Source organism: Pedobacter sp. MR22-3 (assembly GCF_026240075.1).
GTDB lineage: Bacteria > Bacteroidota > Bacteroidia > Sphingobacteriales > Sphingobacteriaceae > Pedobacter.
Genome location: NZ_JAPIVF010000001.1, coordinates 396,626 through 421,899, shown reverse-complemented (window position 1 = coordinate 421,899; position 25,274 = coordinate 396,626). Strand labels below are relative to the sequence as shown.

The 25,274-nt window shown below is 38.9% G+C and carries 26 protein-coding genes; 8 read left to right on the top strand and 18 right to left on the bottom strand.

Going from position 1 to position 25,274, the window contains the following annotated elements; all coding sequences use genetic code 11:
• Positions 1 to 7 precede the first annotated feature (7 nt).
• Positions 8 to 1,015 carry a PorP/SprF family type IX secretion system membrane protein gene (locus OQ267_RS01890; RefSeq protein ID WP_253248954.1) on the top strand — a complete coding sequence of 336 codons (1,008 nt, stop codon included), beginning with the start codon at positions 8 to 10 and terminating at the stop codon, positions 1,013 to 1,015.
• 23 nt (positions 1,016 to 1,038) lie between these two features.
• Positions 1,039 to 1,698 carry an MgtC/SapB family protein gene (locus tag OQ267_RS01885; protein WP_088299866.1) on the top strand — a complete coding sequence of 220 codons (660 nt, stop codon included), beginning with the start codon at positions 1,039 to 1,041 and terminating at the stop codon, positions 1,696 to 1,698.
• Positions 1,699 to 1,720: 22 nt separating this feature from the next.
• Here the strand turns inward: OQ267_RS01885 and OQ267_RS01880 are convergent, their stop codons facing one another.
• Positions 1,721 to 2,722 carry an energy transducer TonB gene (locus OQ267_RS01880; RefSeq protein WP_265834683.1) on the bottom strand — a complete coding sequence of 334 codons (1,002 nt, stop codon included), beginning with the start codon at positions 2,720 to 2,722 and terminating at the stop codon, positions 1,721 to 1,723.
• 114 nt (positions 2,723 to 2,836) lie between these two features.
• On the opposite strand from OQ267_RS01880, the gene OQ267_RS01875 reads away from it, so the two are divergent.
• The gene (locus OQ267_RS01875) at positions 2,837 to 4,264 is read left to right on the top strand and encodes an L-serine ammonia-lyase (RefSeq protein ID WP_265834682.1); all 1,428 of its coding nucleotides are present in this window, start codon (positions 2,837 to 2,839) and stop codon (positions 4,262 to 4,264) included.
• Positions 4,265 to 4,375: 111 nt separating this feature from the next.
• The gene (locus OQ267_RS01870; RefSeq protein WP_265834681.1) at positions 4,376 to 5,569 is read left to right on the top strand and encodes an aminopeptidase C; all 1,194 of its coding nucleotides are present in this window, start codon (positions 4,376 to 4,378) and stop codon (positions 5,567 to 5,569) included.
• A gap of 114 nt (positions 5,570 to 5,683) precedes the next feature.
• On the opposite strand, the gene OQ267_RS01865 is transcribed toward OQ267_RS01870, so the two are convergent.
• The 15 genes from OQ267_RS01865 to OQ267_RS01795 form a co-directional block, all read right to left on the bottom strand.
• Positions 5,684 to 6,595, bottom strand: a complete 912-nt coding sequence (locus OQ267_RS01865; RefSeq protein ID WP_265834680.1) for an AEC family transporter — start codon at positions 6,593 to 6,595, stop codon at positions 5,684 to 5,686.
• Between the two features lie 63 nt (positions 6,596 to 6,658).
• A complete protein-coding gene (locus OQ267_RS01860; protein ID WP_172406431.1) occupies positions 6,659 to 7,897 on the bottom strand; it encodes a DEAD/DEAH box helicase in 1,239 nt (412 codons plus the stop codon).
• 190 nt (positions 7,898 to 8,087) lie between these two features.
• The gene (locus OQ267_RS01855) at positions 8,088 to 8,420 is read right to left on the bottom strand and encodes a hypothetical protein (protein WP_265834679.1); all 333 of its coding nucleotides are present in this window, start codon (positions 8,418 to 8,420) and stop codon (positions 8,088 to 8,090) included.
• Between the two features lies 1 nt (position 8,421).
• Positions 8,422 to 9,075 carry an RNA polymerase sigma factor gene (locus OQ267_RS01850; protein ID WP_265834678.1) on the bottom strand — a complete coding sequence of 218 codons (654 nt, stop codon included), beginning with the start codon at positions 9,073 to 9,075 and terminating at the stop codon, positions 8,422 to 8,424.
• A gap of 49 nt (positions 9,076 to 9,124) precedes the next feature.
• Positions 9,125 to 9,475: a preprotein translocase subunit SecG gene (secG, locus tag OQ267_RS01845; RefSeq protein ID WP_088299861.1), complete on the bottom strand. Its 351-nt coding sequence runs from the start codon at positions 9,473 to 9,475 to the stop codon at positions 9,125 to 9,127.
• 14 nt (positions 9,476 to 9,489) lie between these two features.
• On the bottom strand, positions 9,490 to 10,506 hold the full coding sequence (locus OQ267_RS01840; protein WP_265834677.1) for a hypothetical protein: 1,017 nt from the start codon (positions 10,504 to 10,506) through the stop codon (positions 9,490 to 9,492).
• A gap of 76 nt (positions 10,507 to 10,582) precedes the next feature.
• Entirely contained in the window at positions 10,583 to 11,089 is a 507-nt protein-coding gene (locus OQ267_RS01835) for an LptE family protein (RefSeq protein WP_265834676.1), read from the bottom strand.
• 61 nt (positions 11,090 to 11,150) lie between these two features.
• Positions 11,151 to 12,392: a sigma-54 interaction domain-containing protein gene (locus OQ267_RS01830; protein ID WP_088299858.1), complete on the bottom strand. Its 1,242-nt coding sequence runs from the start codon at positions 12,390 to 12,392 to the stop codon at positions 11,151 to 11,153.
• A 91-nt stretch (positions 12,393 to 12,483) separates the two neighbouring features.
• Complete coding sequence (gene miaB / locus OQ267_RS01825) at positions 12,484 to 13,899, bottom strand: tRNA (N6-isopentenyl adenosine(37)-C2)-methylthiotransferase MiaB (protein WP_265834675.1); 1,416 nt, start codon at positions 13,897 to 13,899, stop codon at positions 12,484 to 12,486.
• 142 nt (positions 13,900 to 14,041) lie between these two features.
• The gene (locus OQ267_RS01820) at positions 14,042 to 15,067 is read right to left on the bottom strand and encodes a sensor histidine kinase (RefSeq protein ID WP_088299856.1); all 1,026 of its coding nucleotides are present in this window, start codon (positions 15,065 to 15,067) and stop codon (positions 14,042 to 14,044) included.
• A gap of 33 nt (positions 15,068 to 15,100) precedes the next feature.
• On the bottom strand, positions 15,101 to 15,865 hold the full coding sequence (locus OQ267_RS01815; RefSeq protein ID WP_265834674.1) for a TIGR03915 family putative DNA repair protein: 765 nt from the start codon (positions 15,863 to 15,865) through the stop codon (positions 15,101 to 15,103).
• 15 nt (positions 15,866 to 15,880) lie between these two features.
• The gene (locus OQ267_RS01810) at positions 15,881 to 17,137 is read right to left on the bottom strand and encodes a putative DNA modification/repair radical SAM protein (protein ID WP_265834673.1); all 1,257 of its coding nucleotides are present in this window, start codon (positions 17,135 to 17,137) and stop codon (positions 15,881 to 15,883) included.
• A 108-nt stretch (positions 17,138 to 17,245) separates the two neighbouring features.
• Positions 17,246 to 17,890 carry an HD domain-containing protein gene (locus tag OQ267_RS01805; protein ID WP_265834967.1) on the bottom strand — a complete coding sequence of 215 codons (645 nt, stop codon included), beginning with the start codon at positions 17,888 to 17,890 and terminating at the stop codon, positions 17,246 to 17,248.
• A gap of 76 nt (positions 17,891 to 17,966) precedes the next feature.
• Positions 17,967 to 18,248, bottom strand: a complete 282-nt coding sequence (locus OQ267_RS01800) for a helix-turn-helix domain-containing protein (RefSeq protein ID WP_088299853.1) — start codon at positions 18,246 to 18,248, stop codon at positions 17,967 to 17,969.
• Positions 18,249 to 18,588: 340 nt separating this feature from the next.
• On the bottom strand, positions 18,589 to 19,779 hold the full coding sequence (locus tag OQ267_RS01795) for a THUMP domain-containing class I SAM-dependent RNA methyltransferase (protein ID WP_265834966.1): 1,191 nt from the start codon (positions 19,777 to 19,779) through the stop codon (positions 18,589 to 18,591).
• 71 nt (positions 19,780 to 19,850) lie between these two features.
• Between OQ267_RS01795 and OQ267_RS01790 the strand changes: the two genes are divergently transcribed.
• The 3 genes from OQ267_RS01790 to OQ267_RS01780 all read left to right on the top strand — a co-directional run bounded on the left by OQ267_RS01790 (position 19,851) and on the right by OQ267_RS01780 (position 23,136).
• A complete protein-coding gene (locus OQ267_RS01790; protein WP_088299852.1) occupies positions 19,851 to 20,219 on the top strand; it encodes a DUF3127 domain-containing protein in 369 nt (122 codons plus the stop codon).
• Positions 20,220 to 20,440: 221 nt separating this feature from the next.
• Positions 20,441 to 22,273, top strand: coding sequence for a sensor histidine kinase (locus OQ267_RS01785; protein ID WP_265834672.1), 1,833 nt, complete (start codon positions 20,441 to 20,443; stop codon positions 22,271 to 22,273).
• A gap of 167 nt (positions 22,274 to 22,440) precedes the next feature.
• The gene (locus OQ267_RS01780; RefSeq protein ID WP_265834671.1) at positions 22,441 to 23,136 is read left to right on the top strand and encodes a response regulator transcription factor; all 696 of its coding nucleotides are present in this window, start codon (positions 22,441 to 22,443) and stop codon (positions 23,134 to 23,136) included.
• A gap of 110 nt (positions 23,137 to 23,246) precedes the next feature.
• On the opposite strand, the gene OQ267_RS01775 is transcribed toward OQ267_RS01780, so the two are convergent.
• Together OQ267_RS01775 and mqnB are read right to left on the bottom strand one after the other, a co-directional pair.
• Positions 23,247 to 24,095, bottom strand: a complete 849-nt coding sequence (locus OQ267_RS01775) for a menaquinone biosynthesis family protein (protein WP_265834670.1) — start codon at positions 24,093 to 24,095, stop codon at positions 23,247 to 23,249.
• 38 nt (positions 24,096 to 24,133) lie between these two features.
• On the bottom strand, positions 24,134 to 24,760 hold the full coding sequence (gene mqnB, locus OQ267_RS01770) for a futalosine hydrolase (RefSeq protein WP_088299849.1): 627 nt from the start codon (positions 24,758 to 24,760) through the stop codon (positions 24,134 to 24,136).
• 101 nt (positions 24,761 to 24,861) lie between these two features.
• On the opposite strand from mqnB, the gene OQ267_RS01765 reads away from it, so the two are divergent.
• Positions 24,862 to 25,272: a 6-pyruvoyl trahydropterin synthase family protein gene (locus tag OQ267_RS01765; RefSeq protein WP_088299848.1), complete on the top strand. Its 411-nt coding sequence runs from the start codon at positions 24,862 to 24,864 to the stop codon at positions 25,270 to 25,272.
• Positions 25,273 to 25,274 lie beyond the last annotated feature (2 nt).

The following is a 25,274-nucleotide window of genomic DNA, read 5'->3' as shown; positions in this document are numbered from 1 at the left end:
GAGGAGGATGAAATTATGTTTGCTGGCTTTACTACTGCCGCTGATTTCGGTAGGGCAGGATCATATTTACTCGCAGTTTTATAATGCACCGATTTATTTAAATCCGGCATTAACCGGTCAGTTTGAAGGCGACATCAGGTTTAATGCACTTTACAGAAACCAATGGACAGGTTTGGCAAGTGATTTTTCATACATGAGTGCATCGGCTGATTTAAATCTGCACCGCATGAACAGTGGAATTGGATTAATTTTTAACCGGAGCAGTGAAGGAACAGCTTATCTGGTAAAAAACAATGTAGCCGCCAGTTATTCTTATATTATTGGTGGCGATGATTTTACGCTTTCATTTGGTTTGCAGGCTGGTGTAACCAACCAAAAATTAAACTGGGATAAACTGGTTTTTGGTGATCAGATTGATATCAATGCAGGTTATATTCCCGGAAGTGTGTCTGGTGCAGAAAGGCCGGCTATTGATAGCCGTTTTTACCTGGATGCCAATGCGGGTACCAATTTGGTTTATGGTAAGTTTATGGTAGGTGTAGCTGCGCATCATTTAAATCGGCCTGATGAGTCTCTATCTGGCTTCCAGGCGAAATTGCCCATGCGTATTTCCGCTAACTTAAGTTATAAACTCAGCCTTATTCCAGATCAGTATGACCGGGATGGAAGCTACCTGATCCCTTCAGTGGTGGTTTATCGACAGGGAAACGTAAACTCCTTCAGTATCGGCACACAATACAAATATGCGGGTGTCAACGCAGGGATCTGGTACCGGAATGATGGAAATTCAAATGGAAACGATGCAATTGTTTTTTCAGTCATTTTCGATATTTTCAACAGAAGAACCAATGGCGAAAAGTTTAGGTTAGGAATCAGTCACGATGCAACCACTTCTAAAATCAATTATTCCAATACCGGCGGAACGTCTGAAATAGGTGTGGGGTATGAAAAATATTTCCCAAATAGTTCTAGTGGTGGCCGTGCCAATGGCTTAAGATGTTACGATTTTTATTAATTTGCTTCCATTAATTTTGAGCAATGAATGAAATTTTAGATAACAGCCATTTTATTACACAAAGTGAAGTCAATAAATTCCTGCTGGCTACATTATTATGCGGTTTAATAGGCGCCGAGCGTGAATACAGAAGCAAATCTGCCGGATTAAAAACCATGATGATGATTGGCTTGGGTGCCACATTATTTACGATCTTATCTATTAAAATCGGACCTGCAAGCCAGGATCGCATTGCTTCGAATATTGTTACGGGTATTGGTTTCCTGGGCGCAGGCGTAATTTTTAAGGAAGAAAACCGGGTTAAAGGTTTAACAACTGCCTGTATCATTTGGATCGTTGCCGCCATTGGGATGGCTGTTGGTTCCGGATATTACGAGCAGGCCATCGGTGTTACCGGTGTGGTGCTGCTGGCCTTGATTATTTTTCCTTTTGTTGAAGAAATAGGCGATCGTCGTTTTACCAAGAGGGTCTATCGCATTGTCAAAAAACAACATACGCATGGTGATTTAGAAAGTTATGAGGAGGTTTTTCGGGAAAATAAGTTGAAGCCTCAACGAGGCAAACACCAATTGGTTAATCATGTCATCACCGGAAACTGGACCGCAACCGGAACACCACAAAACCACCAACGGTTTGTGGAACAAATGTTAAAGGATAAGGAAATTCTGGAGTTTGATTATTAGGTTAATCAGCATCAATAGCCCTCTAAAAGGCAAAATTAAAACTTTGATTATATTTTACCTTAACTGGTACGCCACGCTCTTTACCAGGCTCCCATTTTGAGGAGTATTTTAAGACCCTTATGGCTTCCTCGTCTAATGATCTATCTGCAGATTTCTCGATAACAATGTCAGTAATTCTCCCTGTAACGTCTACAACAAAACTGGTTTTAACAGTTCCTCTTATTCCGTTTCGGTATGCATCCTGAGGATATTTTGTTGTTGTTGCGATAAAGTTATTCCAGGATTTGATTCCGCCTCTGTATTCCGGAGCCTGCAGCGGCGAAGTGTAGGAATATGTTTTTCCATCTTTTAAGCTTTCTCCGGAGATGAATTTGTTCCCATCATAAATTTCTTTAAATGTTAAGCCAATTCGGGTATCATAGCCTGTCCATACTCCATTTTTCATACCATTCAAATAATCACCCTCCTCACCCTTTTCAAATTCTTTATACTTATCAACTACTTTTAAATGGCCTTTTCCGTTTTCAATATTAACTTTTCCTGAAGAGTCAGCATCAAATATTATTTTGAAACTGGTACCAAAAATGAGATCAGCCAAAGAAGAATTTATTCCCAACATCTGATTTGGCCGCGCTTCAATAGGAATGTATTCCGTTTCCCTATAGAGTTTGCCATTACTATGATAATATAGCGAACTGCCAGAAGGCATTCCGTTTTTATAGTTAACTATTTCCGATCTTCTTCCTAAAGAATCATAACCAATTACGTGACCTTCGTAAATTAAGTTTGGCTCAAAAGCTGATAAATAACCGAGCTTTTTCCTTTTACCATTATTATAAAACTCGAAAAGCTTGAAGCGGGTATCAGCAGAATCAGGTTCCTCGATAATTCTGACAAAATCAGCTTTATCCTTTGTTTGAACTTGTTCGCCATTGTTTTTTAAATAATAAATATTTTGAGCTTTCTGGGCCTGTACCGAAGTAACAATTAATAAGCTAAACAATATTAAAAAGCGTAATTTCATAGATCAAAGTTAATCAGATTTAAGAATTAAATATGTCTGTTATATTATGTTTTGATTATTATTTCTTTACAGTTTCAATAAAACAATCATAGCTTTGTATAACTAACTTTTTTCATGATAAAAGAGCAAATCTCCGTTTTTGATATTTTTAAAATAGGCATTGGTCCGTCAAGTTCACACACACTTGGGCCATGGCGTGCTGCACAACAATTTACGGCATCGCTAAATCAACAAGGTCTAATCGATCGGGTAGAAACGATTAAAATACTCCTTTATGGATCACTGGCTAAAACAGGTAAAGGCCATGGAACGGATGTGGCAATCTTACTCGGATTATCAGGTGCTGATCCGGTTACTTTTGACGTGGATGCAGTTACACCAACATTTGAAGCCATTCAAAAAGATAAAAAGCTTAAGCTTGCCGGAGATTTAGAAATTGATTTCGACTATGAAAATGATCTGCTTTTTCTTTTTGCAGAAAGTCTTCCCTTTCATCCGAACGCAGTTACTTTTCAGGCCTTTTTATCAACTGGGAAAGCTTTTTCCGAGACATATTATTCTATTGGTGGAGGTTTTGTTGTGAAGGAAGGTGAAGACAACAGTCAGAAGCCACAGGTTGATTTACCCTTTCCAATAGAAAAAGCGAAAGAACTTTTACACTGGTGTTTGTCAACAGGGTTGAAGGTGAGTGAAATTGTATTGGAAAATGAACTGGCCTGGCGACCTGAAGCCGAAACTAAAATGCGGATGCTGCAGCACTTTGCCGTAATGAGAGATTGCATTTACCGGGGTTGCCATACCACCGGGTTTTTACCCGGAGGCTTGGATGTTGCCCGCAGGGCATTCCCGCTAAATAAACGATTGATCGGTAAAAGTGATTATCAGGACTATACCTCATGGGTAGAAGCCATCAGAAAGGGTGGGAATGGATTTAATTATATTTTGGATTGGGTAAGCTGCTTTGCATTGGCTGTAAATGAGGAAAATGCTTCTTTCGGACGTGTGGTAACAGCACCTACAAATGGAGCTGCGGGTGTAATTCCTGCAGTGCTTCAATACTTTATTACCTTTTGCGATGGTTATGCAGAAGATAAGATTATTCAGTTTATTGCCTGTGCATCAGAAATAGGCAGTATTTTTAAAAAAGGTGCTACCATTTCAGCAGCAATGGGTGGGTGTCAGGCCGAAATCGGAGTTTCGTCTGCTATGGCGGCTGCGGCATTAACAGAGTGTTTAGGTGGCTCTCAGCGACAGGTTTTAATGGCTGCAGAGATCGCTATGGAGCATCATTTAGGCTTAACCTGCGATCCTATTGGCGGTTTGGTTCAAATTCCATGCATTGAAAGAAACACCATGGGGGCTATCAAAGCCATCACCGCAAGTCAGCTGGCATTACAAAGCAATCCTGATAAGGCAAAAGTTAGTCTGGATGCTGTAGTCAATACGATGTGGGAAACAGCCCTGGATATGAATGCAAAATACAAGGAAACATCCGATGGAGGCTTGGCAACAAATATCCCAATCAGCTTGCCGGAATGTTAATTCAACATTGTTGCATTTGAATGACTTTATTTATCGATTTATTAAAAACTTTCTGATTGTAAATCGGCAACAATTTTTACATTCGCTAAATTTTAATAATTATTCATAAAAATGATCAAATACACCAAACTATGTTTGATTGGTTTGGCATTATCGTTATCAACATTGGTAACTTTTGGCCAAGACAATCTGGTTAATTCTTTAAAAAATAACCAAAGCGATAACAGCAAGGATGCTTTTAAATTTACCGAAGTTATCAATTTAGCAAATACGCCAGTTCAAAACCAAGGTTCATCCGGTACCTGCTGGAGCTATTCTACAAATTCATTTATTGAATCAGAAATGATTAAGGCAGGCAAACAACCTGTTCAGTTATCACAAATTTTTACTGCCCGAAATGCTTATGTAGAAAAAGGGATTAATTATGTACGCATGCACGGTGCTGTTAACTTAGGTGATGGTGGTGCATTACACGATGTAATTAATATGTACAGAAAATATGGTGCGGTTCCGCAAGATGTTTACACGGGCTTAAACTATGGTACTAAAACCAATAAAACTGCAGAGCTTGGCGATATCGAGAAAGGCGTTTTAGAGGCTGTGGTTAAAAATGCCAATGGCGAACTGACCCCAAACTGGTTAAAGGCATATTCTGGCGTTATTGATGCTTATTTAGGAGCTGTACCCGAAAACTTCACATTTAAAGGAAAGAAATATACGCCTAAAACTTTTGCTAATGAGGTTGTAGGAATTAATCCCGATCATTATGTAGAATTATCTTCTTTTAATGATCATCCTTTCTACAGCAAGTTTACTTTGCTGGTTCCAGATAACTGGTCATTCGATCAGGTTTATAATATTAAAGTGAATGAAATCACTGAGATTATTGATAACGCTTTGAAAAATGGATTTACAGTTGCCTGGGCTACAGATGTAAGCGAGAAATCTTTCAGTTATAAAAATGGTGTAGCTTTCGTTCCTGAAATTCTATTTAATGATATGTCATTGAAACAAAAAGCAGATATGTTTAATGGCCCTCAGCCAGAAATGGAAATCACGCAGGAAAACCGTCAGGCTGCATTTGATAATTATCAGACCACTGATGATCATGGCATGCACATTGTTGGTTTGGCTAAAGATCAAAATGGTAAAGAATATTATATTGTTAAAAATTCTTGGGGCGTTACCAACGATTATAAAGGTTATTTATACGTAACAAAGAACTATGTAAAATATAAAACAACTGCGTTTTTATTAAATAAAGCTGGTATTCCTTCAGCAATCTCTAAGAAATTAGGATTGTAATTCGTTCAAAATATTTGAGAGCCGCAGAAGAAATTTTGCGGCTTTTTTTGCTTTGCTTACAAAGCAGTTTTATTTAAATTTAGTCACTTTTTAACCTGTTCAGTGTTATAACGCTTAAAACAAGCCAAATTGTGTTAACACAAACCACCAGATAGCGGTTGTAATAAACGACAGTAAAATGCCCAAGCCCACAACTAAATTAGAAAGCTTCGGATTTAAATTATACTGATCGGCTACAACGCCAGCGGTTAATAAAGTTGGCATGGCCATTTCGAAAATGGTTATTTTAGTAATTATTCCATTCATGCCCAAGAGCAATGCGATCATTAAAATGGCAAGTGGTGCTAAAATTAATTTAAACAACAAAGCAAAGCTGATATGTTTAATCTCTCCAAACCATCCGCCAAATTTCAACTGTAAACCGATAGAGAATAAAGCCAAAGGACCAACTGTTCCTGCCAGTTTATCAAATAATACGTCCAGCGCAGATAAATCAATATATCGTGGAACAGTCAGGGCCAGTATACAGCCAATTAACGGCGGAAAGGTTAATACCTTTTTCAAAACTAATTTTACATTTAGCTTTTGCTGTTGCGAAGAACGGATGGCTACAATTATCCCGATGGTTGATAAAAGCGCAAAAGTTACCTGGTCGCAAATGATGGCTATAGCCAGCTCCTTTTCACTGAAATAGGCAATAATCAAGGGAAAACCAACAAATGATGTATTGCTTAATGAACTAATTAGCTTCAAACCGCCAGATGTGGCTTTACTGATATTTCTAAACTGGCTGTAAAGTGTAATAAAAAGCCAGCCAAACATCCATACCACAACAGGGGAAAGAGCGGGGAAAAGTAAATCTTTAGTCCAGGTAATATGTGGTAAATATTTGAAAGATACCGCAGGTAGTGCAACGTAAATTATCCAGGCATTAATGCCTTTATGTGCATCTTTAGGTAAAGTTTTGCTTTTTCTAAAAAAGATTCCGGCTAAAATGCAGATGCCGATAAGGATAAAGTTTGCCATTTAAGAAAACAAAGATAGGCGTAAAATGAAAAACACCAATAAGAATCTTACTGGTGTTTTAATTTATGAAGCAGGATTACTCGGCTTAGGTTTCTTTTTATGCCATACCTTTTTCTTTGCATTGTTATTTCTGGCATGTTGCGGTTTCTTCTCTTCCACGTGCGTAATTTCCATGGAAGCAATATGTTCCGGCAGGGGCATTCTGGGAACTGCTTTTTCAATCAGTTTTTCAATGTTTTCGAACTTCCGTTTATCCCGTCCGTTTACCAGTGTAATTGCAGTTCCTTTAGTCGCAGCCCTTGCTGTTCTACCGATTCTGTGTACATAATCTGCCGGATCACCAGGTACATCATAATTAATCACCAGATCAACACCTTCCACATCAATTCCACGAGATAAAACATCTGTTCCGATAATGATGGGAAGCCTTCTGTTTTTAAAAGCTAATAAAATATCTTCACGCTCTTTCTGACCTAAATCAGAGTGGAATGCATCTGCTTTAATACTTAAGCTTTTAAATGTTTTGTACAAGGCTTTAACCTTCTCTTTGGTGGATGCAAAAATAATAGCGCTTTTGTATTTCCCGTCCTTGAAGAGATCAGTTAATAGCGCCTGCTTTTGCTGATCATGAATATTATAGGCCTGTTGATCAATCCCCTCTGCCGGCTTTGCAATAGAAATGGTAATTTGCTGCGGTTCATTCAGAATACTTCCGGCCATTTTTCTGATCTTCGGTGCCATGGTGGCCGAAAATAAAAGGGTTTGTCTTTTCTTTGGCAGGTAGCTTACAATGCGCATAATGTCATCATAAAAACCCATGTCTAACATTCGATCTGCTTCGTCCAATATCAAATGCTGCAAATGTTCAAGCTTTAAAACGCCTGAAGACAAATGAGCCATTAAACGACCAGGAGTTGCGATAATGATGTCTACACCATCCCGCATCGACCGTTTTTGCTGCTCGTATGCAATGCCATCACCGCCACCGTATACAGCAAGCGAACTGATATTGGTAAAATAAGCCAAGGCTTCAACCTGTAAATCAATCTGTTGTGCAAGTTCTCGGGTAGGGGCTAAAATCAGGGTATTGTTGTGTCTGTCAGCAGCACGACTAATTTTATCCATCACCGGCAATAAATAACTGGCCGTTTTTCCAGTTCCGGTTTGTGCACAGGCAATCAGATCATGATTGTCTAAAATTACCGGAATGGCTTGCTCTTGTATTGGTGTGGCGCTTTTATACCCCATCGCCATCAGGCCCTCGTATAAATCAGGGCCAAAGTTAAAATCGTTAAAATTCAATCTGTTGTATTTATTTCTTTTAGCAAAAGTACCTCAAATTAAGGCGAATAGCAAACTGCATTTAACATCAGATCAGATTTGGAATTTGAAACCTGTATTCAGGTGTGTAAAGATGTGTTAAATTGTGAATGGCGCTTTTTTAGAAGATAAAAAAATCCTCTTTAAAATAAAACTGAATCAAAAATTATGATCAACCTTTTCTCCAGGAGCTGCACCTGTTTTTATATTCTTCTTTAAACTTCGCACGTTCTTCCTCATTCATGTTTTGCCATTTTGAACGCAATTTAGAGGCATTTTCGCGAAAACGGTTCCTGCTTCCTTTATTAAAATTACCGAAAAGCAACCTGCATAATACCAGAAGACCTAAAGCCTGCCAGAAATTCAACCGGCCGGCATGGGCAACTTCAGGTAAAATCCAGTTCCACAAAGACATTACAGTATAACCTATCGCTGTTCCGATGAGGGCTACAACAGGTAAAAAGAAAATGAATTTTTTGACTTTACTATATTTTCTGTGTCTCATATTAATAGTTTATAAATTCCTGATATAAATTTTGCAAACGGTTACGTAAATGTTTCACTGCATATCCTTTCCGGGATATAAGCGTTTTGATATTTTCGCCTGTTTCATCGGCCAGTTCCCGGAAACTACGTTCTTCCAGTTCATTTTGAATAAATACATATTGCTGGTTAGCAGGTAGCTCTTCGAGTGCCATAAATAACTGTTCCCAGAATAACTTTTTTAATCCTTCTTGTTCGGGTGCATAAGGATCTGCCAGCAAAATCTCCCTGAAATTAAATCCGCCATCTTCATCCTCACCTATAAAATCGTCAAGAGAGGCTTCTTTTTGCTTGCGGTACCGATCGGTAATCTTATTCCGGGCAACACGATACAGCCAGCCACTAATTTGTTCAATGGCGCCAAGTTCAGGCTGATTGCTGAGCTGATACCATACATCCTGCAAAATATCTTCCGCATCTTCATCTGTATTTACCCGCCCGCGGATGAAGCTGAGCAGGCGCTTGCCATAATAGGCAACAGTAGAAATGATATTTTGAGATTCGTTTTTCGGCACCACTAATTTTGCATTATAAACCGGTAAACGGATGGAGCTCCGGAATACTTTAAATTTATTCAGTTTTTTATAATGGATAAGGTCAAAAACGGCTGAAAACAAAAAAGCCTTCCTTTAAGGGGAAAGCTTTGGCCAAATAAATTAGTCTGGTTTATTTTTTAGTGGTATCAGCAGGTTTTGCTGGTGCTGTATTGTTCAGGTTACTACCAATCGGAGATGGAGATGGTGTTTTGTCTAAACGATCCTGTATTGCTGAATTTCCTACCGCAGTAGCACCGCCGCCACTTTTAGAAACAGTGGTAATGGCTAATGTTAAAATTACGATTGCGGCAAGCAAAACCCATGATCCTTTTTCCAGAACATCACCTGTACGTTGCACGCCAAACATGTTGCTGGTACCTCCGCCGCTGGCTAAACCCCCGCCTTTAGGGTTTTGTATCAATACAAATAAGCCTAAAGCTATACATACAACAATTAATAAAATAATTAAAAAGGTTATCATGGTAATATTATATTTTAAAATTTCTTTTCTATAGATTGGATAAGGTCGGCAAAGTAACCACTTTTTTCTGGATATTTCAAACTTAATTTTTTATAAGTATCTATGGCTTTGTGATAAAGCATTTGTTCGATATAAATTTTAGCTAAAGTTTCAGAAACCAGGTCGTAATGATCTTCTGCACTCTTCTTCGCCTTATTTTCATTGTCAATTTGTTCAGGTTTCGGAGGCTTTATCGTTGGGTCTTCTTTTAAGAATTTTTCTATAATTTCTGCTCCTTTTGCATCCTTTACATCAGCTGATGGATATTCTGCCAGATGATCTGCAACTTCAAATGGTGTTTGAATATGAAAAATGTGCTCCACATATTGTTGCTGAAACTCGGCAGCATCTTTTTGCTGAGCAGGTTGTTGTTTAACAACAGCTGGTTTTGGCTGAACATAAGGCTGAAAAATCTGCTCATGTTCCTTACGGGTTTTGGATAACCACCATAAAAAAGTATAGGGCAGTTGATCATCGTCATATCTGGAAACAAAATTAATTTCATGATGATCCGGAACAACGGTTTCTATTTCAGGAGCTGTGCTGACTACATCAGTACTCATACTTTGCTCAAAGGCAAAGAAGTCAGTAGTCGCTATGCTTTCAATAAACAGATCCTCTTCAGCAAGATTCTGGTTTGCCTTCGCTACATCCCCGGCTGTTTCAGTAGCATCTTTGTGGTCGTTTAAAATTTCTTCAGGTACGTCATTTTCAGACTGAGCAACAACTTCCGGTATCTCATATTCTGGCTGTATTTCCTCATTCAGGTCTTCATCCTGAACAGAAACCATATTTAAAATATGAAATAAAGCATTCCCATGGCTATATAAGGCTGCCTTTGGAATGAAGGATGCATCAGCTTTTGCCAGTAGCAGGTGAATGGGTTGTGCGTATGGAAATTGTACTGCCAGCTCCTGAAGCATGGGCACATGCTCCGGGCCAACCTTTCCGGGTTGGGCAAGTAAATTTACCAATAGCTGTTGATAATCCATTCTTGAGGTTTGTCGCTAAGTTAAAAAATGTAAGCGGTTTTTAGAAAGTTTTGTGTGTGAACAGGTTCAAATGAAATTACCATTGTGCAAAAGCGCGGTTAAAAATATCTTCTGTCAGCTGTTTATTGATGTTCTCTATGGCTCCGGGTAAGGCCGCCTGTATGGAAGCGCCATTAAGTGGAAAGTCGAAATATTTTGTGAAGCTCTCTTCAAAGCTTTCTTTTTCTTTTCCGGCCGTATTATTGGTGTATTTTACGGCCACGGTAATGGTTAGTCTGTTTGCGCCAGCCGTAGGTGTTGAGCTCGACTGTAAAGCCACTGGCTTAATATCGTAACCCGTAATTCTGCCCTCAAATATGGCATCTCCCTCTGTTGTAGATATACTTAAGTTGGTTTGGTTCCTGATCCTCGTTTTTAAGGCTTCCGTAAACTGATTGCTCAAGGTAGGTACAACCAAAGGTGCATTGTTTTCAAAAACCTTCACCACAACGGTTTTTAAACCCACTGTAGAAGCGCCATTGAACTTGTAAGCACATGCCGTAAGTACGGCGATTAAAAGAAGTGCAGATATTTTAATTTTCATTTAAGTTGGATGAGGTGATGCTTACCGTTTAATGTCGGCTAGATTAAGTTTTTTCGAAGGATTATAAATTTAACTCCTTTATTTTCCGGTACAGTGTTCGCTCTGAAATACCCAGTTCCTGGGCGGCAAATTTCCGTTTGCCTTTGTGTTTTTTCAATGCCTTTTTAATCAGATCGGATTCTTTATCAATTAAAGATAAGGATTCTTCAATTTCTTCAGCATCATGGGCATAGTAATCTCCATTATTTGGATTATTCCCATTGTTTGGTGTAGGTTGCTGAATGGTAAAGGTATGTTCCTGTCCACCCGGCAATTCAACATCGCGGTATAATTGATTAATGTATTGAGGATTATCGGCCAAAACGCTGGCTGTATTCCCGCCGTGCTGGATAATTTCGGCAACGAGCTTCTTCAGTTCAACCATGTCCTTTTTCATGTCAAATAAAACTTTATACAGGATATCCCTTTCCGTAAAGTCTTCTTTTGATTGTGAATTAATCGCCATGGGCAGGTTGCTGCCAGACTCATTCGGAATGTAGTTCAGGATGGCGGCACCGGTAACATTTCTGTCTTTTTCGAGCACACAAACTTGTTCGGCAATATTTTTAAGCTGACGAACATTCCCCGGCCAGCTGTAATTGGTCAGAATCTGTATGGCATCAGGCTCCAGGTGCAGCGAAGGACTGCGGTATTTATCACTAAAATCTGCCGAGAATTTTCTAAACAGTAAATAAATATCTTCTTTTCGCTCCTGTAAAGCCGGAATCCGTAGTGGAACGGTATTTAACCTGTAATATAAATCTTCCCTGAACTTCCCGTTTTTTACGCGGTTGTATACATCAACATTGGTTGCCGCGATAATGCGGACATCTGTTTTCTGAACTTTAGATGAACCAACCCTTAAATATTCACCACTTTCGAGTATCCTGAGCAAACGCGCCTGGGTTCCCAAGGGTAACTCGGCCACCTCATCTAAAAAGATGGTTCCGCCATTGGCCACTTCAAAATATCCTTTTCTGGCCTCATGGGCACCGGTGAACGACCCCTTCTCATGTCCGAAAAGTTCAGAATCAATGGTTCCTTCAGGGATGGCACCGCAGTTTACGGCAATAAATGAGCCGTGCTTCCGTGCACTCATCTGATGGATAATCTGTGAAAAAACTTCTTTACCACTTCCGCTTTCACCTGTAATTAAAACCGACATATCTGTTGGTGCAACCTGGCTGGCTATATCTATGGCACGATTAAGTAGGGGCGAATTGCCAATAATCCCGAATCGTTGTTTAATATTTTGTGTATCCATTCTTTATTGTTAAAAGTTGAATGTTAAAGGTTAAAAGTCATGTATGATACAGCTTGTCCTGTAATATTTAACCGTAACCTTTAATCTCTCTTTAAACTATTTTTCCAATCAGTGTAGCTGAAGTGCATCTTTCGATATACACGTTAGCGTATTGTCCTGGTTTTACGCTATCAATAGCCGGGAAAATGGCCATTGCGCCACTGTCGCCACGACCACAATAATCCTGATCAGATTTTTTTGAAGTACCTTCTATTAATACACGAACAGTTTTGCCTACCCATTCCTGTAAACGCATTAATGAATGTGCCTGTTGCTTGGCTAATATTTCGGCCAGACGACGTTTTTTAACTTCCTCAGGAATGTCATCCTCCAGCTTACGGGCTGCCAGTGTTCCCGGTCTTTCCGAATAAGTAAAGTTATAGGCAAAATCGTATTGAACATAATCCATGATGCTTAACGTTTCCTCGTGTTCGGCTTCGGTTTCCGTACAGAAACCTGCAATGATATCAGTTGAGATTGCACAGCCTGGAATAATTCTTCTGATGGCATCTATGCGGTTGATATACCATTCACGCGTATAAGTACGGTTCATCAATTCTAAAACGCGGCTATTGCCGGATTGAACCGGTAAATGAATGTAGTTACAAATATTATCGTATTTAGCGATGGTTTCCAAAACTTCATCGGTAATATCCTTTGGGTGAGAAGTAGAAAAACGAACCCTCAAATCCGGGTGAACTAAAGCTGTTTGCTCCAGTAAATTTGCGAAGTTTACGGTTTCAGTACCGTCTGCCGAAGTCCAGGTGTATGAATCTACGTTTTGCCCCAAGAGTGTTACCTCCCGGTAACCGGCTTCAAACAGCGATTTTGCCTCTTCAATAATGGAATGTGCATCACGGCTGCGCTCACGGCCACGTGTAAAAGGCACTACGCAGAAAGAACACATGTTGTTACAGCCACGTGTAATGGAAATAAACGCAGTAATTCCGTTGCTGTTTAAACGAACCGGACTAATATCCGCATAAGTTTCTTCACGGGATAATAATACATTTACTGCCTTATGGCCGCTTTCTACCTGTTCAATTAAATTCGGTAAATCCCTGTAGGCATCCGGGCCAACCACCACATCCACCAGTTTTTCCTCTTCGAGGAATTTAGATTTCAGGCGTTCTGCCATACAGCCCAAAACACCAACAATCAGTTTAGGATTACGGCGTTTTTCGACACCAAACTGTGATAAACGATTGCGCACCCTGGTTTCTGCATTTTCACGGATGGAACAGGTATTGATAAAAATCACATCTGCCTGATGATAATCACCGGTGGTTTCAAATCCTGTTTCTGAAAGAATAGAAGCTACAATTTCACTATCGGCAAAATTCATGGCGCAACCATAACTTTCAATGTATAATTTACGTGCGTCGGCTTTAACGGGTGTATCTAAAATTAGTGCTTCACCTTGTCTGGCCTCATCATGCGTTTTATCCTGTACTTGTAAATCAATCATTCTTTAAAAAGATTTTGGGATTGCAAAAATACACAAATTAAATTAAAAGTGACAAATTGGCACATTTAGTTTAAATGTTTACAGTTTGATTATAACTGTAAAATTTGCTTCGTCAGGAAGAGACTTTTATACAGAAAATTATTTAACTGCCTTTGTGTAAGGTGAATGCAAAGGTAGTTCCAATTCCAGGTGTGCTTCTTACGGATATGGTTTGCTGGTGAGCCTCTAAAATATGTTTTACAATGGCTAAACCTAAACCAGTTCCGCCTACTTCTCTGGCCCGATGTGTATCAATGCGATAGAAACGCTCAAAAAGTCTGGCCAGGTGCTTTTCTTCAATCCCGATTCCATTGTCGGTCACTTCAATAAGAAACTGATCGTGAAGTTCAAATATTTTAATGGCCGTTTCTCCGTTTTCAACACCATATTTAATGCTGTTTACAATCAGGTTTATCAACACCTGGCGGATTTTTTCACGGTCTGCATGAACGAAGGTAACGGCGGTATATTTATCCTTGAAAAATAGTTTGATGTTTTTGGATTTTGCACGGTCATCCAGATTTTCCATCACTTCTTTGGCCAGCAACACAAAATCAAATTTCTGATAATTAATTGGAGATTCGCCGGTTTCAAGTTTGGCAATGGCATCCAGGTCATTGATTAGGTAACTTAACCGCTCTACGTTATTTTCTGCTTTTTTGAGGAATTTCATGGCCATTTCAGGGTCGTCAGTAATGCAATCCTGTAAGGTTTCAATATAGCCCTGAATGGCAAAAAGCGGTGTTTTAAATTCGTGCGAAACGTTCGAAAGGAATTCGCGGCGAAACTGCTCCTGTTTTTTTAGTAAATCAATTTCTTTTTTCTTTGCACCAGCCCATTCCTTCACTTCGTGTTCCACATCATTAATAGGGTCTGAACTAACATATTCACCCAATGCATCTTTTAGGTCTTTTCCAAGTTTTAGGTTATGGATTAGCTTATAAATGAGCTTTATTTTGTTATAAATGTATTTTTCTAACAGGTAATAAAAAACAAGAAAGCTGCTTAGAAAAGAAACGCCAAAGGAAATTCCAAAGTAGTACCAGCTGCGTTCAAAATAAAAATTGACCATGCCAATGGAAAGCGCAACAGCAAGTGCTGTAATTAGAACCAGTACACTTAATTTCATGGTGCAATTTAGTGGTTTTATGTTAAACGGGTGTTAAGCCAGCTGCTTTTCGGTTAAATACTTCCAATATCTTTTGGGTACATGTTGCAGGTGTAATTTGGTGTTTTTCCGTGCGACAATATTGGCACTTTTAAAATAGTCTTTCCATAAAATAGCGTAAAGTTCTTCTTTTTCATCCATTAAGGCAGGGGAAGGGTTTGGGGTTTTTGCACCATCAGAAAAATTGATGGTTACTTCTTCAACTGCATTTAAATCGTAATGAAGGCCATATTTTCGTTTCAAATCGTAAATAATCCACTGCTGATCGGCATAGCGATTTTTAAAATGATTTGAAATCAGGGGCAAAACATTAAAATCAGGATCAATTGATGTGTAAAACATGCCGTCAGCCGTTTTTTGAAACCTGATAAAGGCTTCCATCCGGTGCTTTTCCCTTTCCACGCTTTTAGCGTATTTGGATAAAGCAATTACATGATCATTCCCGAAATTGGCTGATGCACCATCTGCACTTTCAAAAATGTACAGGGCAAATTGAAAAAGATGATTATAGGCCTCGGGAATTTCAGATAAATAGCTACAATAAAAAGTTCTCTGCCAGTCTTTCTTCAGTTTTTTTTGAAGGCCTTTCCATACGCGATCTGCTTTCTCTTCATTAGTGATCACCTCAAACGATTCCGTAAAAGCATCGGGCTGAAAAATATCGCTCAATTGTAACTTGATATGCCCGGGTTTCCGTTCAAACCATTCGAACACCGCGGTTAGCAAACCAGAAAGGGAGCCATCGAAAGTGTAAATCATAGTCTATTTAATTCACTAAAATAAAATGAGCTGATTGTTATCTGTTTTTAGGTATTTGCTTTGACTATCGGCCATAATAAAGGCCTTTATCTGCGTGCCCTGATAATCTCTTAATTGATAAGGACTATCTGCACAAGTTATAAAATGCTTAGCCCTGTTATACGCCACGCCTATTTTCTTCAGCTGATCAATTCTTAATTTCCCAAACTTTCTGGCCTGTACAATTTTTTTCGCAGACATGACACCAATACCCGGAATTCGGAGGATCATCCTGTAATCTGCCTTATTGATATCTACCGGGAAATGCTGCATATTTCTGATGGCCCAGCTGAGTTTCGGGTCGATGTCTACATCCAGATTTGGGTTGGCATCATTTAGAATTTCCTGAACTTTAAAGCCATAAAACCGCATCAGCCAATCGGTTTGGTATAACCTGTTTTCCCTGAGCAAGGGTGGCTGGGTCCCTAAAACAGGCATCCTGCTATCATTGCTAATGGGCACATAGCCAGAATAATAAACCCTTTTTAAAGAGAAGTTTTTGTAAAAAGCATTAGCCGTATACATAATGTCTTTATCACTTTCAGGCGTGGCACCAATCACCATTTGCGTACTCTGGCCTGCGGGAACAAATTTAGGTACATGCTTAATTAATTTTTTATCTTCAGCAAACTGAACAATATTTTGCTGTACAAATCCCAAAGGTTTGATCACATCCGCATGGCTCTTTTCGGGCGCTAGGAGCTTCAGCCCTGCTTCGGTAGGCATTTCCAAATTGATACTCATGCGATCGGCATATAGGCCGGCTTCCTTTATCAATTCATCACTGGCCCCTGGAATGGTCTTTAAATGAATATACCCATTATAACGTTGCTCTAAACGAAGTTTTTTGCAAACCAGCAGTAACCGTTCCATGGTAAAATCTGCATTTTTAAAAATACCTGAACTCAGAAATAAACCTTCGATATAATTTCTGCGGTAAAAGTTCATGGTTAAATCCACCACTTCATCTACAGTAAAGGCAGCTCGCTTAATGTCATTGCTCTTTCTCGAAACACAAAATAAACAGTCATAGATACAGTGATTGGTTAACAGGATTTTTAAAAGAGAAACGCAACGCCCGTCCTCTGTATAGGTATGACAAATACCTGAAGTATGACTGTTACCAATACCTTTATTGTCATTTTTACGGGTGCCTCCGCTTGATGAACACGAAACATCATACTTTGCCGCATCGGCCAGGATATTTAACTTTTCACGAATTCGGTCAGACATAGCTTTTTATTTACTAACAAATATAGTAATAAAGCTAATTTTATTAGTAATTTGAATAACTAAGCTTACTCTGTTGTGGAATAAAAGAAAAGAAATTGAAGTTGTGAATTAATTGCCTTCCCATTCGCTGTAAAATTGATCGAGGTAATCCAACATAAACTGATGTCTTTTCGCTGCGATTTTTTTACCTGCTGCTGTATTCATCTTCTCCATCAAAAGCAAAAGCTTTTCATAGAAATGATTGATGGTTGGCGCGGTGGTATTTTTATAGCTTTCTTTTGAAAGATGTTCTTCCGGTTTAATGGAAGGATCATACAACACGCGGTTTTTGAAGCCCCCATAGGTAAATGCCCTGGCAATACCGATAGCACCAATGGCGTCCAGACGATCTGCATCCTGCACAATTTGCATTTCTTTGGAAGTAAAACTGTTGTCGTCGAAACTGTTTTTAAAAGACATGTGCTGAATAATCATTTTTACGTGCTGTACCACCTCTTCTTCAACAGCTATGGATTGTAAAAAGGACTGCGCCAGGTTTGGACCTAAATTTTCATCGCCATTGTTAAATTTTGGATCAGCAATGTCATGTAAAAGCGCAGCCAGGGCAATAACCAGCTCATTTCCTTTTTCTTCCTGATTGATATTTAAAGCTGTTTTAAACACACGCTCAATGTGAAACCAATCGTGGCCAGCCTCTGCATTTTTTAAGGTTTGCTTAACAAATGTTATTGTTTTTTGAATGGGGTCCTGCATCATTAAAGTTTACCACAAAGATATTGGAAATAGATGCACGGAGAAAGAAATGATATTAACAACGGTAAGTTATCACTTAACTTACCGTTGCTGCTCTATGCTCATCATCAGCAATAATCTTAATTAAATCATTTGGGTTTAAGGTTAAAAGGTGCGTAACCTCAACCTCTAAAATTTCTGAAACCTGAAACAAACGATCGATCGTTAATTTACTATATCCCAGTTCAATCTTACTGTAGGCATTTTGTGAAATTTTTAATTTTGCCGCCAGATAATCCTGGGTATAATCTCTGTATTCCCTGATTTTTCTAATATTTCCGGCAACGTTTTTTGTTTTTAAAGCTAATACATCTTCCATAAAAAAGGATTGTTTTTTAATTTTTTCAATATATACGAGCCTAGTATCCTTACAGATTTCAGATTTGTTAATTTTTAGCACTATAAGGAATTACGTTAACGGTATATAAGAAACAAATGCGTTAAACAAAGGTTTAATATATTGAATTTATTTCTTGAAGTCAGAAGATTTTAAAATTAAATTTTTGGACTTATCAGCTGCATAAGCGCTTGTGAAGAAAATAAAAGCGTTATTCGGGGGCCTTAAGCATTATAAAATAACCGGCGAATAAGAGCCAGGCACGAACATTTTTCATAATGTTCATGCCGGTTTGTTGATCCTGTAAAACCTAGATTAAGGTTTAAGAAATGGCTTCTGGCTCAATTTGAGGTGCCCGGCGTGAACCATCATATAATTCATATTCAAGCAGGCGGCAATCCAGCTTTCCGTTATAAAACTCTAGCTTCCGTGAAGCTTTTAAACCTATTTTTTTGGCAAGGTCAGGATTGCCGGTAAAAATATATCCGGAATATCCCTTGCATTTGGTTTTCATAAAATCGCCCATACGTTTATAGGTGAGTTCCAGTTTGCTGTGCACACCTAAACGTTCGCCATACTCCGGGTTAAAAACCACGGTGCCTTTGCCGTCTTCAGGAACGGGCGTAAGCTCAAAATCACAAACTTCAAACTCAATCAAGGTATCAACCCCGGCCGTTTTTGCATTTCTGCGGGTTACTTCCACAGCATCTTCAGAGAGATCGGAAGCGATAATTTTAAGGTCGGTATTTTTAATCACCTGTTCTTTCAGGATTCTCCGTTCTGCGAAAAAAGCTTCTTCTTCATAGCCTAAAATATGCATAAAGCCATAATTCATCCGGTATAAGCCCGGCGCCCGGTTGGTTGCAATCAGTGCAGCTTCAATGGCCAGCGTTCCAGAACCACACATGGGGTTAATAAAAGGCGATTTTCGATCCCATTTGGTGGCATAGATTACGCCTGATGCCAAAGCCTCCAGCATAGGTGCTTTTCCCGGGATTTTGCGATAACCATGTTTGGCCAGTGTTTCACCTGAAGTATCCATAAATACATCTGCATCAGCATCTTTCCAGTATAAATGTACTACTGCTTTATTCGCATCCGAACCAGAATCAGGGCGGATCCCCTTTTTCTCTTTCATGCGATCTACAATCGCATCCTTTACTTTTAAGTTGGCGAATAGTGGTGTGGTAATGTTCGGATTATCTACGTTGGAAGTTACGGAAAAGTAACCGGAAAAATCTATTAATTCTTCCCAGGCTATAGCCGAAATTTCTTTGTATAAATCGTCAGGAGTAATGGCCTTAAAACTTTTAATTGAATATAAAATCTGACTGGCGCAACGCAGGTTTAAATTGAGTTTAATACATTCTGTAAGGGTAATATTTAGCTCAACGCCGGTTTGGAAAGCCCTTTCTATCGTGTAACCTAAGGCCGTAACTTCATCTTGTAAATAAGGAGAAAGGCGTTTATTGCAGGTGATAATTACCCTGCTTTTATTGTGGAAAACTTGCATCATAATATATGCGAAGTTATCAATAAAATTATAGAGATTTGGCTTTTATACGTACATTATTAGTATTAGTTATGGAAATTAAAGGAAAAGTACACGAAGTAGGTGCAACGCAGCAAGTGAGTGAAACGTTTAAAAAACGTGATTTAATAGTAGAATACGCAGAAAATCCAACATACCCAGAATATATCCGTTTTGAGGCTTTACAAGATAAAACTGCATTATTAGATACATTTAAAGCGGGTGATGAGGTTGAGGTTTTCTTTAATTTACGTGGCCGCCCATGGACAGACAAAACAGGTAAAACATCTTATTTTAACAGCCTTGTGATCTGGAGAATCAATGCGGTTGCTGCTGGTGCACAGCCAGCTGCTGCCCCGGCATATGCAGCTCCGGTTGATGTGAGCAATGCGCCAGGTGAAGATGATGATTTGCCTTTCTAAATAAAGAATCTTTTTTAAGCAAACAATTTTGAACCATGCCGGGGCTTTTGCCCCGGCATTTTTTTTGAGATTACTTTCTTAAATCTTCATTTTCAGTGTCATAACCCTTGTTAAAATATGTTAAAAACAATCTTCTCATTTCCCTAATCACTATTTTTGATATCTGATTAATTTAAAATCCCTTTCTGTTATCTCTTTTAAAGGTTAGGCAATACCGATTCATGAAAAAAAGAAGCTTTTGGTTTATAACTGTTTTAATGACCGTGGCACTACTGGGTGTTTTCGTGATGCAGTTGTATTACATCAGGGAAGCTTATCAACTGAAATCTCAGCTTTTTGATGAACAGATAAACCAGACTTTAGCCAATGTGGTTAAAAAAGTAGAACGTTTAAATGTAGCCGATCACCTGAATAAAAAGGATGCTGAAAATAAACTGAGGCAATTACAGGATTCCAGGCAAAGGGCGCTTGACATTAAAGATTTAAGGCAACAGTATGCGCAGGAATCTGAACTGCGGCAGGCCGAAAGGGAAAGCCAGATTGAAAACTACCTGAACCAGCAGGACAGCATTATCAGAGTTTCATACCGCGGGCCAAAGCTGATTTCTGAAAATGAATTTAAATCGCTTTCAGCACCAAAGGCATCTCTAACCGGTACGCGCCTGGATGTGGAAGTAGATGCGCTGGTGGACCTGAACAGCTTAAACCTGAAGGGGTACAGCATGCGGACCAAGCTCATTTCACCTGGTTCAAAAACGTTTAATTTCAGAACCCCTCAAAACCTTCCGGATACGATCAGGTATTTGGTGGCCGACCCAATGACCGGAAACCCACTGCTGGTTGGATTACCAAAAATTTCGGATGATCTGGAGAAAAAATTCAAACGGGAGGATGAAATTGCCAAAAAACGGCTGGAGCTTAAAATTGCGTCACTTGGAAAGGATACTTTCTCCTACACACGCTTAAGCATGGTAGAAGATGTTTCCAAAGAGTTACAGGAAATCAATGTGCCCTTATACAAACGCATTAATTTTGAGGTACTCGGTACCTTACTGAAAGAAGAACTGCTCACACATAACATTAACCAGAAACCCTCTTATAAGATATCACTCGCGAAAAAAGATTCTGTTTTATTTATCGAAGCGGCTAATGTTAAAAAAGAGTTTTTACCGGAGAATACCTATAAAATTCCGCTTTTTGGTAATGATTTGTTCCGGGATCCCGGAACTTTGATTGTAAGCTTCCCCAATAAAAATTCTGCCATTGTATCAAACTTAAGTGCAACCCTGGCTTCATCAGTGGGTTTGCTTTTGGTGCTGGTATTTATATTTTCTTATACGCTTTATGCCATTCTGAAACAGAAAAAAATATCGGAGATGAAGACTGATTTCATCAACAATATGACGCATGAGTTTAAAACGCCTGTAGCCACCATCATGATTGCCAGTGAGGCACTCAAAGACCCGGAGGTTACTGAAGATAAAAGCAGATTGAGCAGGCTAGCCAATATTATATATGATGAAAATGTGCGTTTGGGTAGTCATATCGAACGGGTTTTAAGTATCGCCAGATTGGAAAAAGGAGAGCTTAAAATGGAAAACACTGAGGTGGATATGAATGACCTGATTATTATTGTTTTAGACAGTATGGAACTGCAGCTTCAAAAGCGTAACGCCGTCATCAACCTTCATACCGAAGCTGCAAATGCCGTTATTTATGGTGATGAACTGCACCTCTCCAACGTGCTCTATAATCTGATTGATAATGCCAATAAATATAGCGCAGAGGTACCTGAGATTACTATTTCGACCAGAAATACCAATAAACATTTGATTATCGAAATCTCTGACCGGGGGATAGGGATGACCAAGGAACAATCTAAAAGAATTTTCGACCAGTTTTACCGTGTGCCTACTGGTAATTTGCATGATGTAAAAGGTTTTGGCCTGGGCCTGAATTATGTTCAGGATATTATTAAAAAGTTAAATGGTACCATAAAAGTGAGCAGCGAGAAGGATAAAGGAACAACATTTGAAATATCTTTACCTTTATAAATCAAAATATATTGGCAGATAAGTGTTGTTGGGCAATACAAATTGCTTTTGCTTACAAAATTTATCAAAAATTGTGGTGTTAATCGCTGTAAGCATTAAACCACCATGCATATTCAGAATCAAACATTTAGTGTAGCCAAGCTGCATACGTGAATAAAATCAAGAAAATGAAAAAAATACTTCTGGTAGAGGACGATCCAAACTTAGGTTTATTATTACAAGATTATTTGCAGTTAAAAGGCAAGTTTGATGTGGTGTTATGCAATGATGGCGAGGAAGGTTTAAAGGCTTTTAACAAGCAAAACTTTGACCTTTGTATTTTCGATGTGATGATGCCAAAAAAAGACGGATTTACCTTGGGTAAGGATGTCAGGAAAGTGAATGCACATGTTCCCATTATCTTTGCTACCGCTAAAACCATGCTCGAAGATAAGTCGGCTGCCTATGATTTAGGTGGTGATGATTATATTACCAAGCCATTCCGTATTGAAGAACTGCTACTCCGGATTAATGCCATGTTTAAAAGGGTGGCGAGCAAGGGTGGCCAAACTGAAGAAGTACCAGAAACGCAATTTACCATTGGCGAATATCATTTTGATTATACCACACAAATTATCACCCATCACGAACAACAACAAAAGCTTTCAACTAAAGAAGCAGAATTGTTGCGCTTGCTGTGCCTAAAGAAAAATACCGTTTTAACCAGAGAAGAAGCCCTGTTAAGTATCTGGCATGATGATAATTACTTTAACGGGCGAAGTATGGATGTGTTTTTAAGCAAATTGCGGAAATACCTCAGAGGAGATTCAAACGTAGAGATTATTAATGTTCACGGTAAAGGTTATAAGTTGCTGGTGAGCTAAAAATGATAAAAATATAATTTAAAATCGTCTTCCTGAACTTGTTTCAGGATCTCTTAAAGGAATGTATTACAGAAAGGCTGCATGTTCGATAGATGGAGCCTTTCACTGTTTTATAAGTATAAATTTTCCTGTATCGCTGGAATAATATTCCTTTCCTGAGCAAGCTTAAATAAGGTGTCCACCGCTTTTCGTCCTTCTTCTCCCAGGTTAATACTGTACTTATTTACGTAAAGTTCAATGTGTTTATACATCACCGCCTCATCCATGGCTTGTGCATGTTCACGGATAAAATCAATTCCAGATTTTGGATGGGCGAAAGCATATTCTACAGACTGGCGAATCAGTCGGTTTACTTTTAATTGCACCTCACGGTCTAAGGTTCTGTTAATTACAATTCCGCCTAACGGAATGGCGCAACCTGTTAATTTCTCCCAGTAATCGCCCAGGTCTACTATTTTGGTTAAGCCTTTATTTTGGTAAGTGAATCTGTTTTCGTGGATAATCAGGCCTAAGTCAATCTCATCTTCGAGCAAAGCGGTTTCAATTTCGGAGAAAACCATTTCCTGCTTATTCTGAAGTTCAGGATAGGCGATGCCGAGTAAAAAGTTAGCTGTAGTGTATTTCCCCGGAATTCCGATGCGAAGAGACCCGGGATCAGTTTTCAATCTTTCGGCTAGTGTTTGCTGATCAAACTTACGGCTAATTAACAAAGGGCCAACGCCAAACCCCAAAGCGCTGCCTGCATCAAGCAATGCATATTGACTGGCTGCATAAGCAAAGGCATGAAAGCTTAGTTTGGTGATGTCCAGCTGGCCTTTCATAGCTTTCTGATTTAAGGTTTCCACATCATCATAACTTACTTCAAATGTTAATCCTTCTGTATCTATTTTGTGGTGTATAAGTGCATCAAATATAAATGTATCGTTAGGGCAGGGAGAAAATCCGAGTGTAAGTTTCATAAATTCAAAAATAAAGATTGTAAAATACTAAAACGTCATCATGAGTTCATTTCCTCAGTAAAGGAGATGGCCCAGCTATTTAAATTTTTAATGGCCAAACCCATTTTCCAGTTTTCTTTATTACGTGGTTCAACATAATTTGATACGCTTCGGATTTGAATACAATCCATATCAGCCTGCTTACAGGCGTAGAAAACTGCTGCACCTTCCATGCTCTCCGTAGTGGGATTTAATCTTTCCGTTAAATTTTTAATGCTTTTTTCACTTCCTGTTACACAGTTTACCGTTATTCCTGTTGCTGAACGCAAATCAATATTTTCTTTGTTTCTGGCTATAAAATGGCTTTCTCCAAAGCCTAAATCAGTTATGGAGAGAAATTCATCTCCGTTTTCTGCCCCAAGCTCGGCAAAGTAATCTTCGGTAATATTTAACAGGGTGCCTAATTCTATATTCCGGTCAAAGCAACCGGCAATTCCGAAATTAAGTACAAGTTGATACGTTTTGGTTAAATGCTGGCCAAGCGCAAAGGCTGTTGCCACCATCCCCACACCGGTGATGAGTACATCAAAATGCCTGCTTTCTACAAAATCTTTTTCGGGCAGATGATAGTGCTCGTAAAAAAAAGCAAGTTCGGCTCTGGTAGCGGCAACAATTAAAGTTTTCATAAGGTAAATTTAGCAGATAGTTTGATTAAACACCGGTTTCTTTAAGCTTTGATGTTTAGGCTTAAGGCATTATCATTATATTTGCGGTTTATTCAATAGTAATGATTTATATAACGAGAAAAGCATCATTCAATGCGGCCCATAAATTGGCAAGAACCGATTGGGATGATGACAAAAATAATGAAGTTTATGGCAAGTGTGCAAACCCGAACTGGCATGGTCATAATTATTGGTTATATGTTACAGTGAAAGGTGAAGTTAATCCGGAAACGGGTTTCCTGGTAGATTTAAAGTGGTTGAAAGATGTGATGAACAATTATGTTGTAGATAAGGTTGACCATAAAAACCTTAACCTTGATGTAGACTTTATGAAAGGCAAGCTGGCTTCAACAGAAAATTTGGCCATAGAAATCTGGAATCAGCTACTGGCTCCGATTGCTGAAAGCGGTGCGATTTTACATTGCGTTAAAATCTACGAAACCGAAAATAACTTTGTTGAATACTTTGGTTAAAA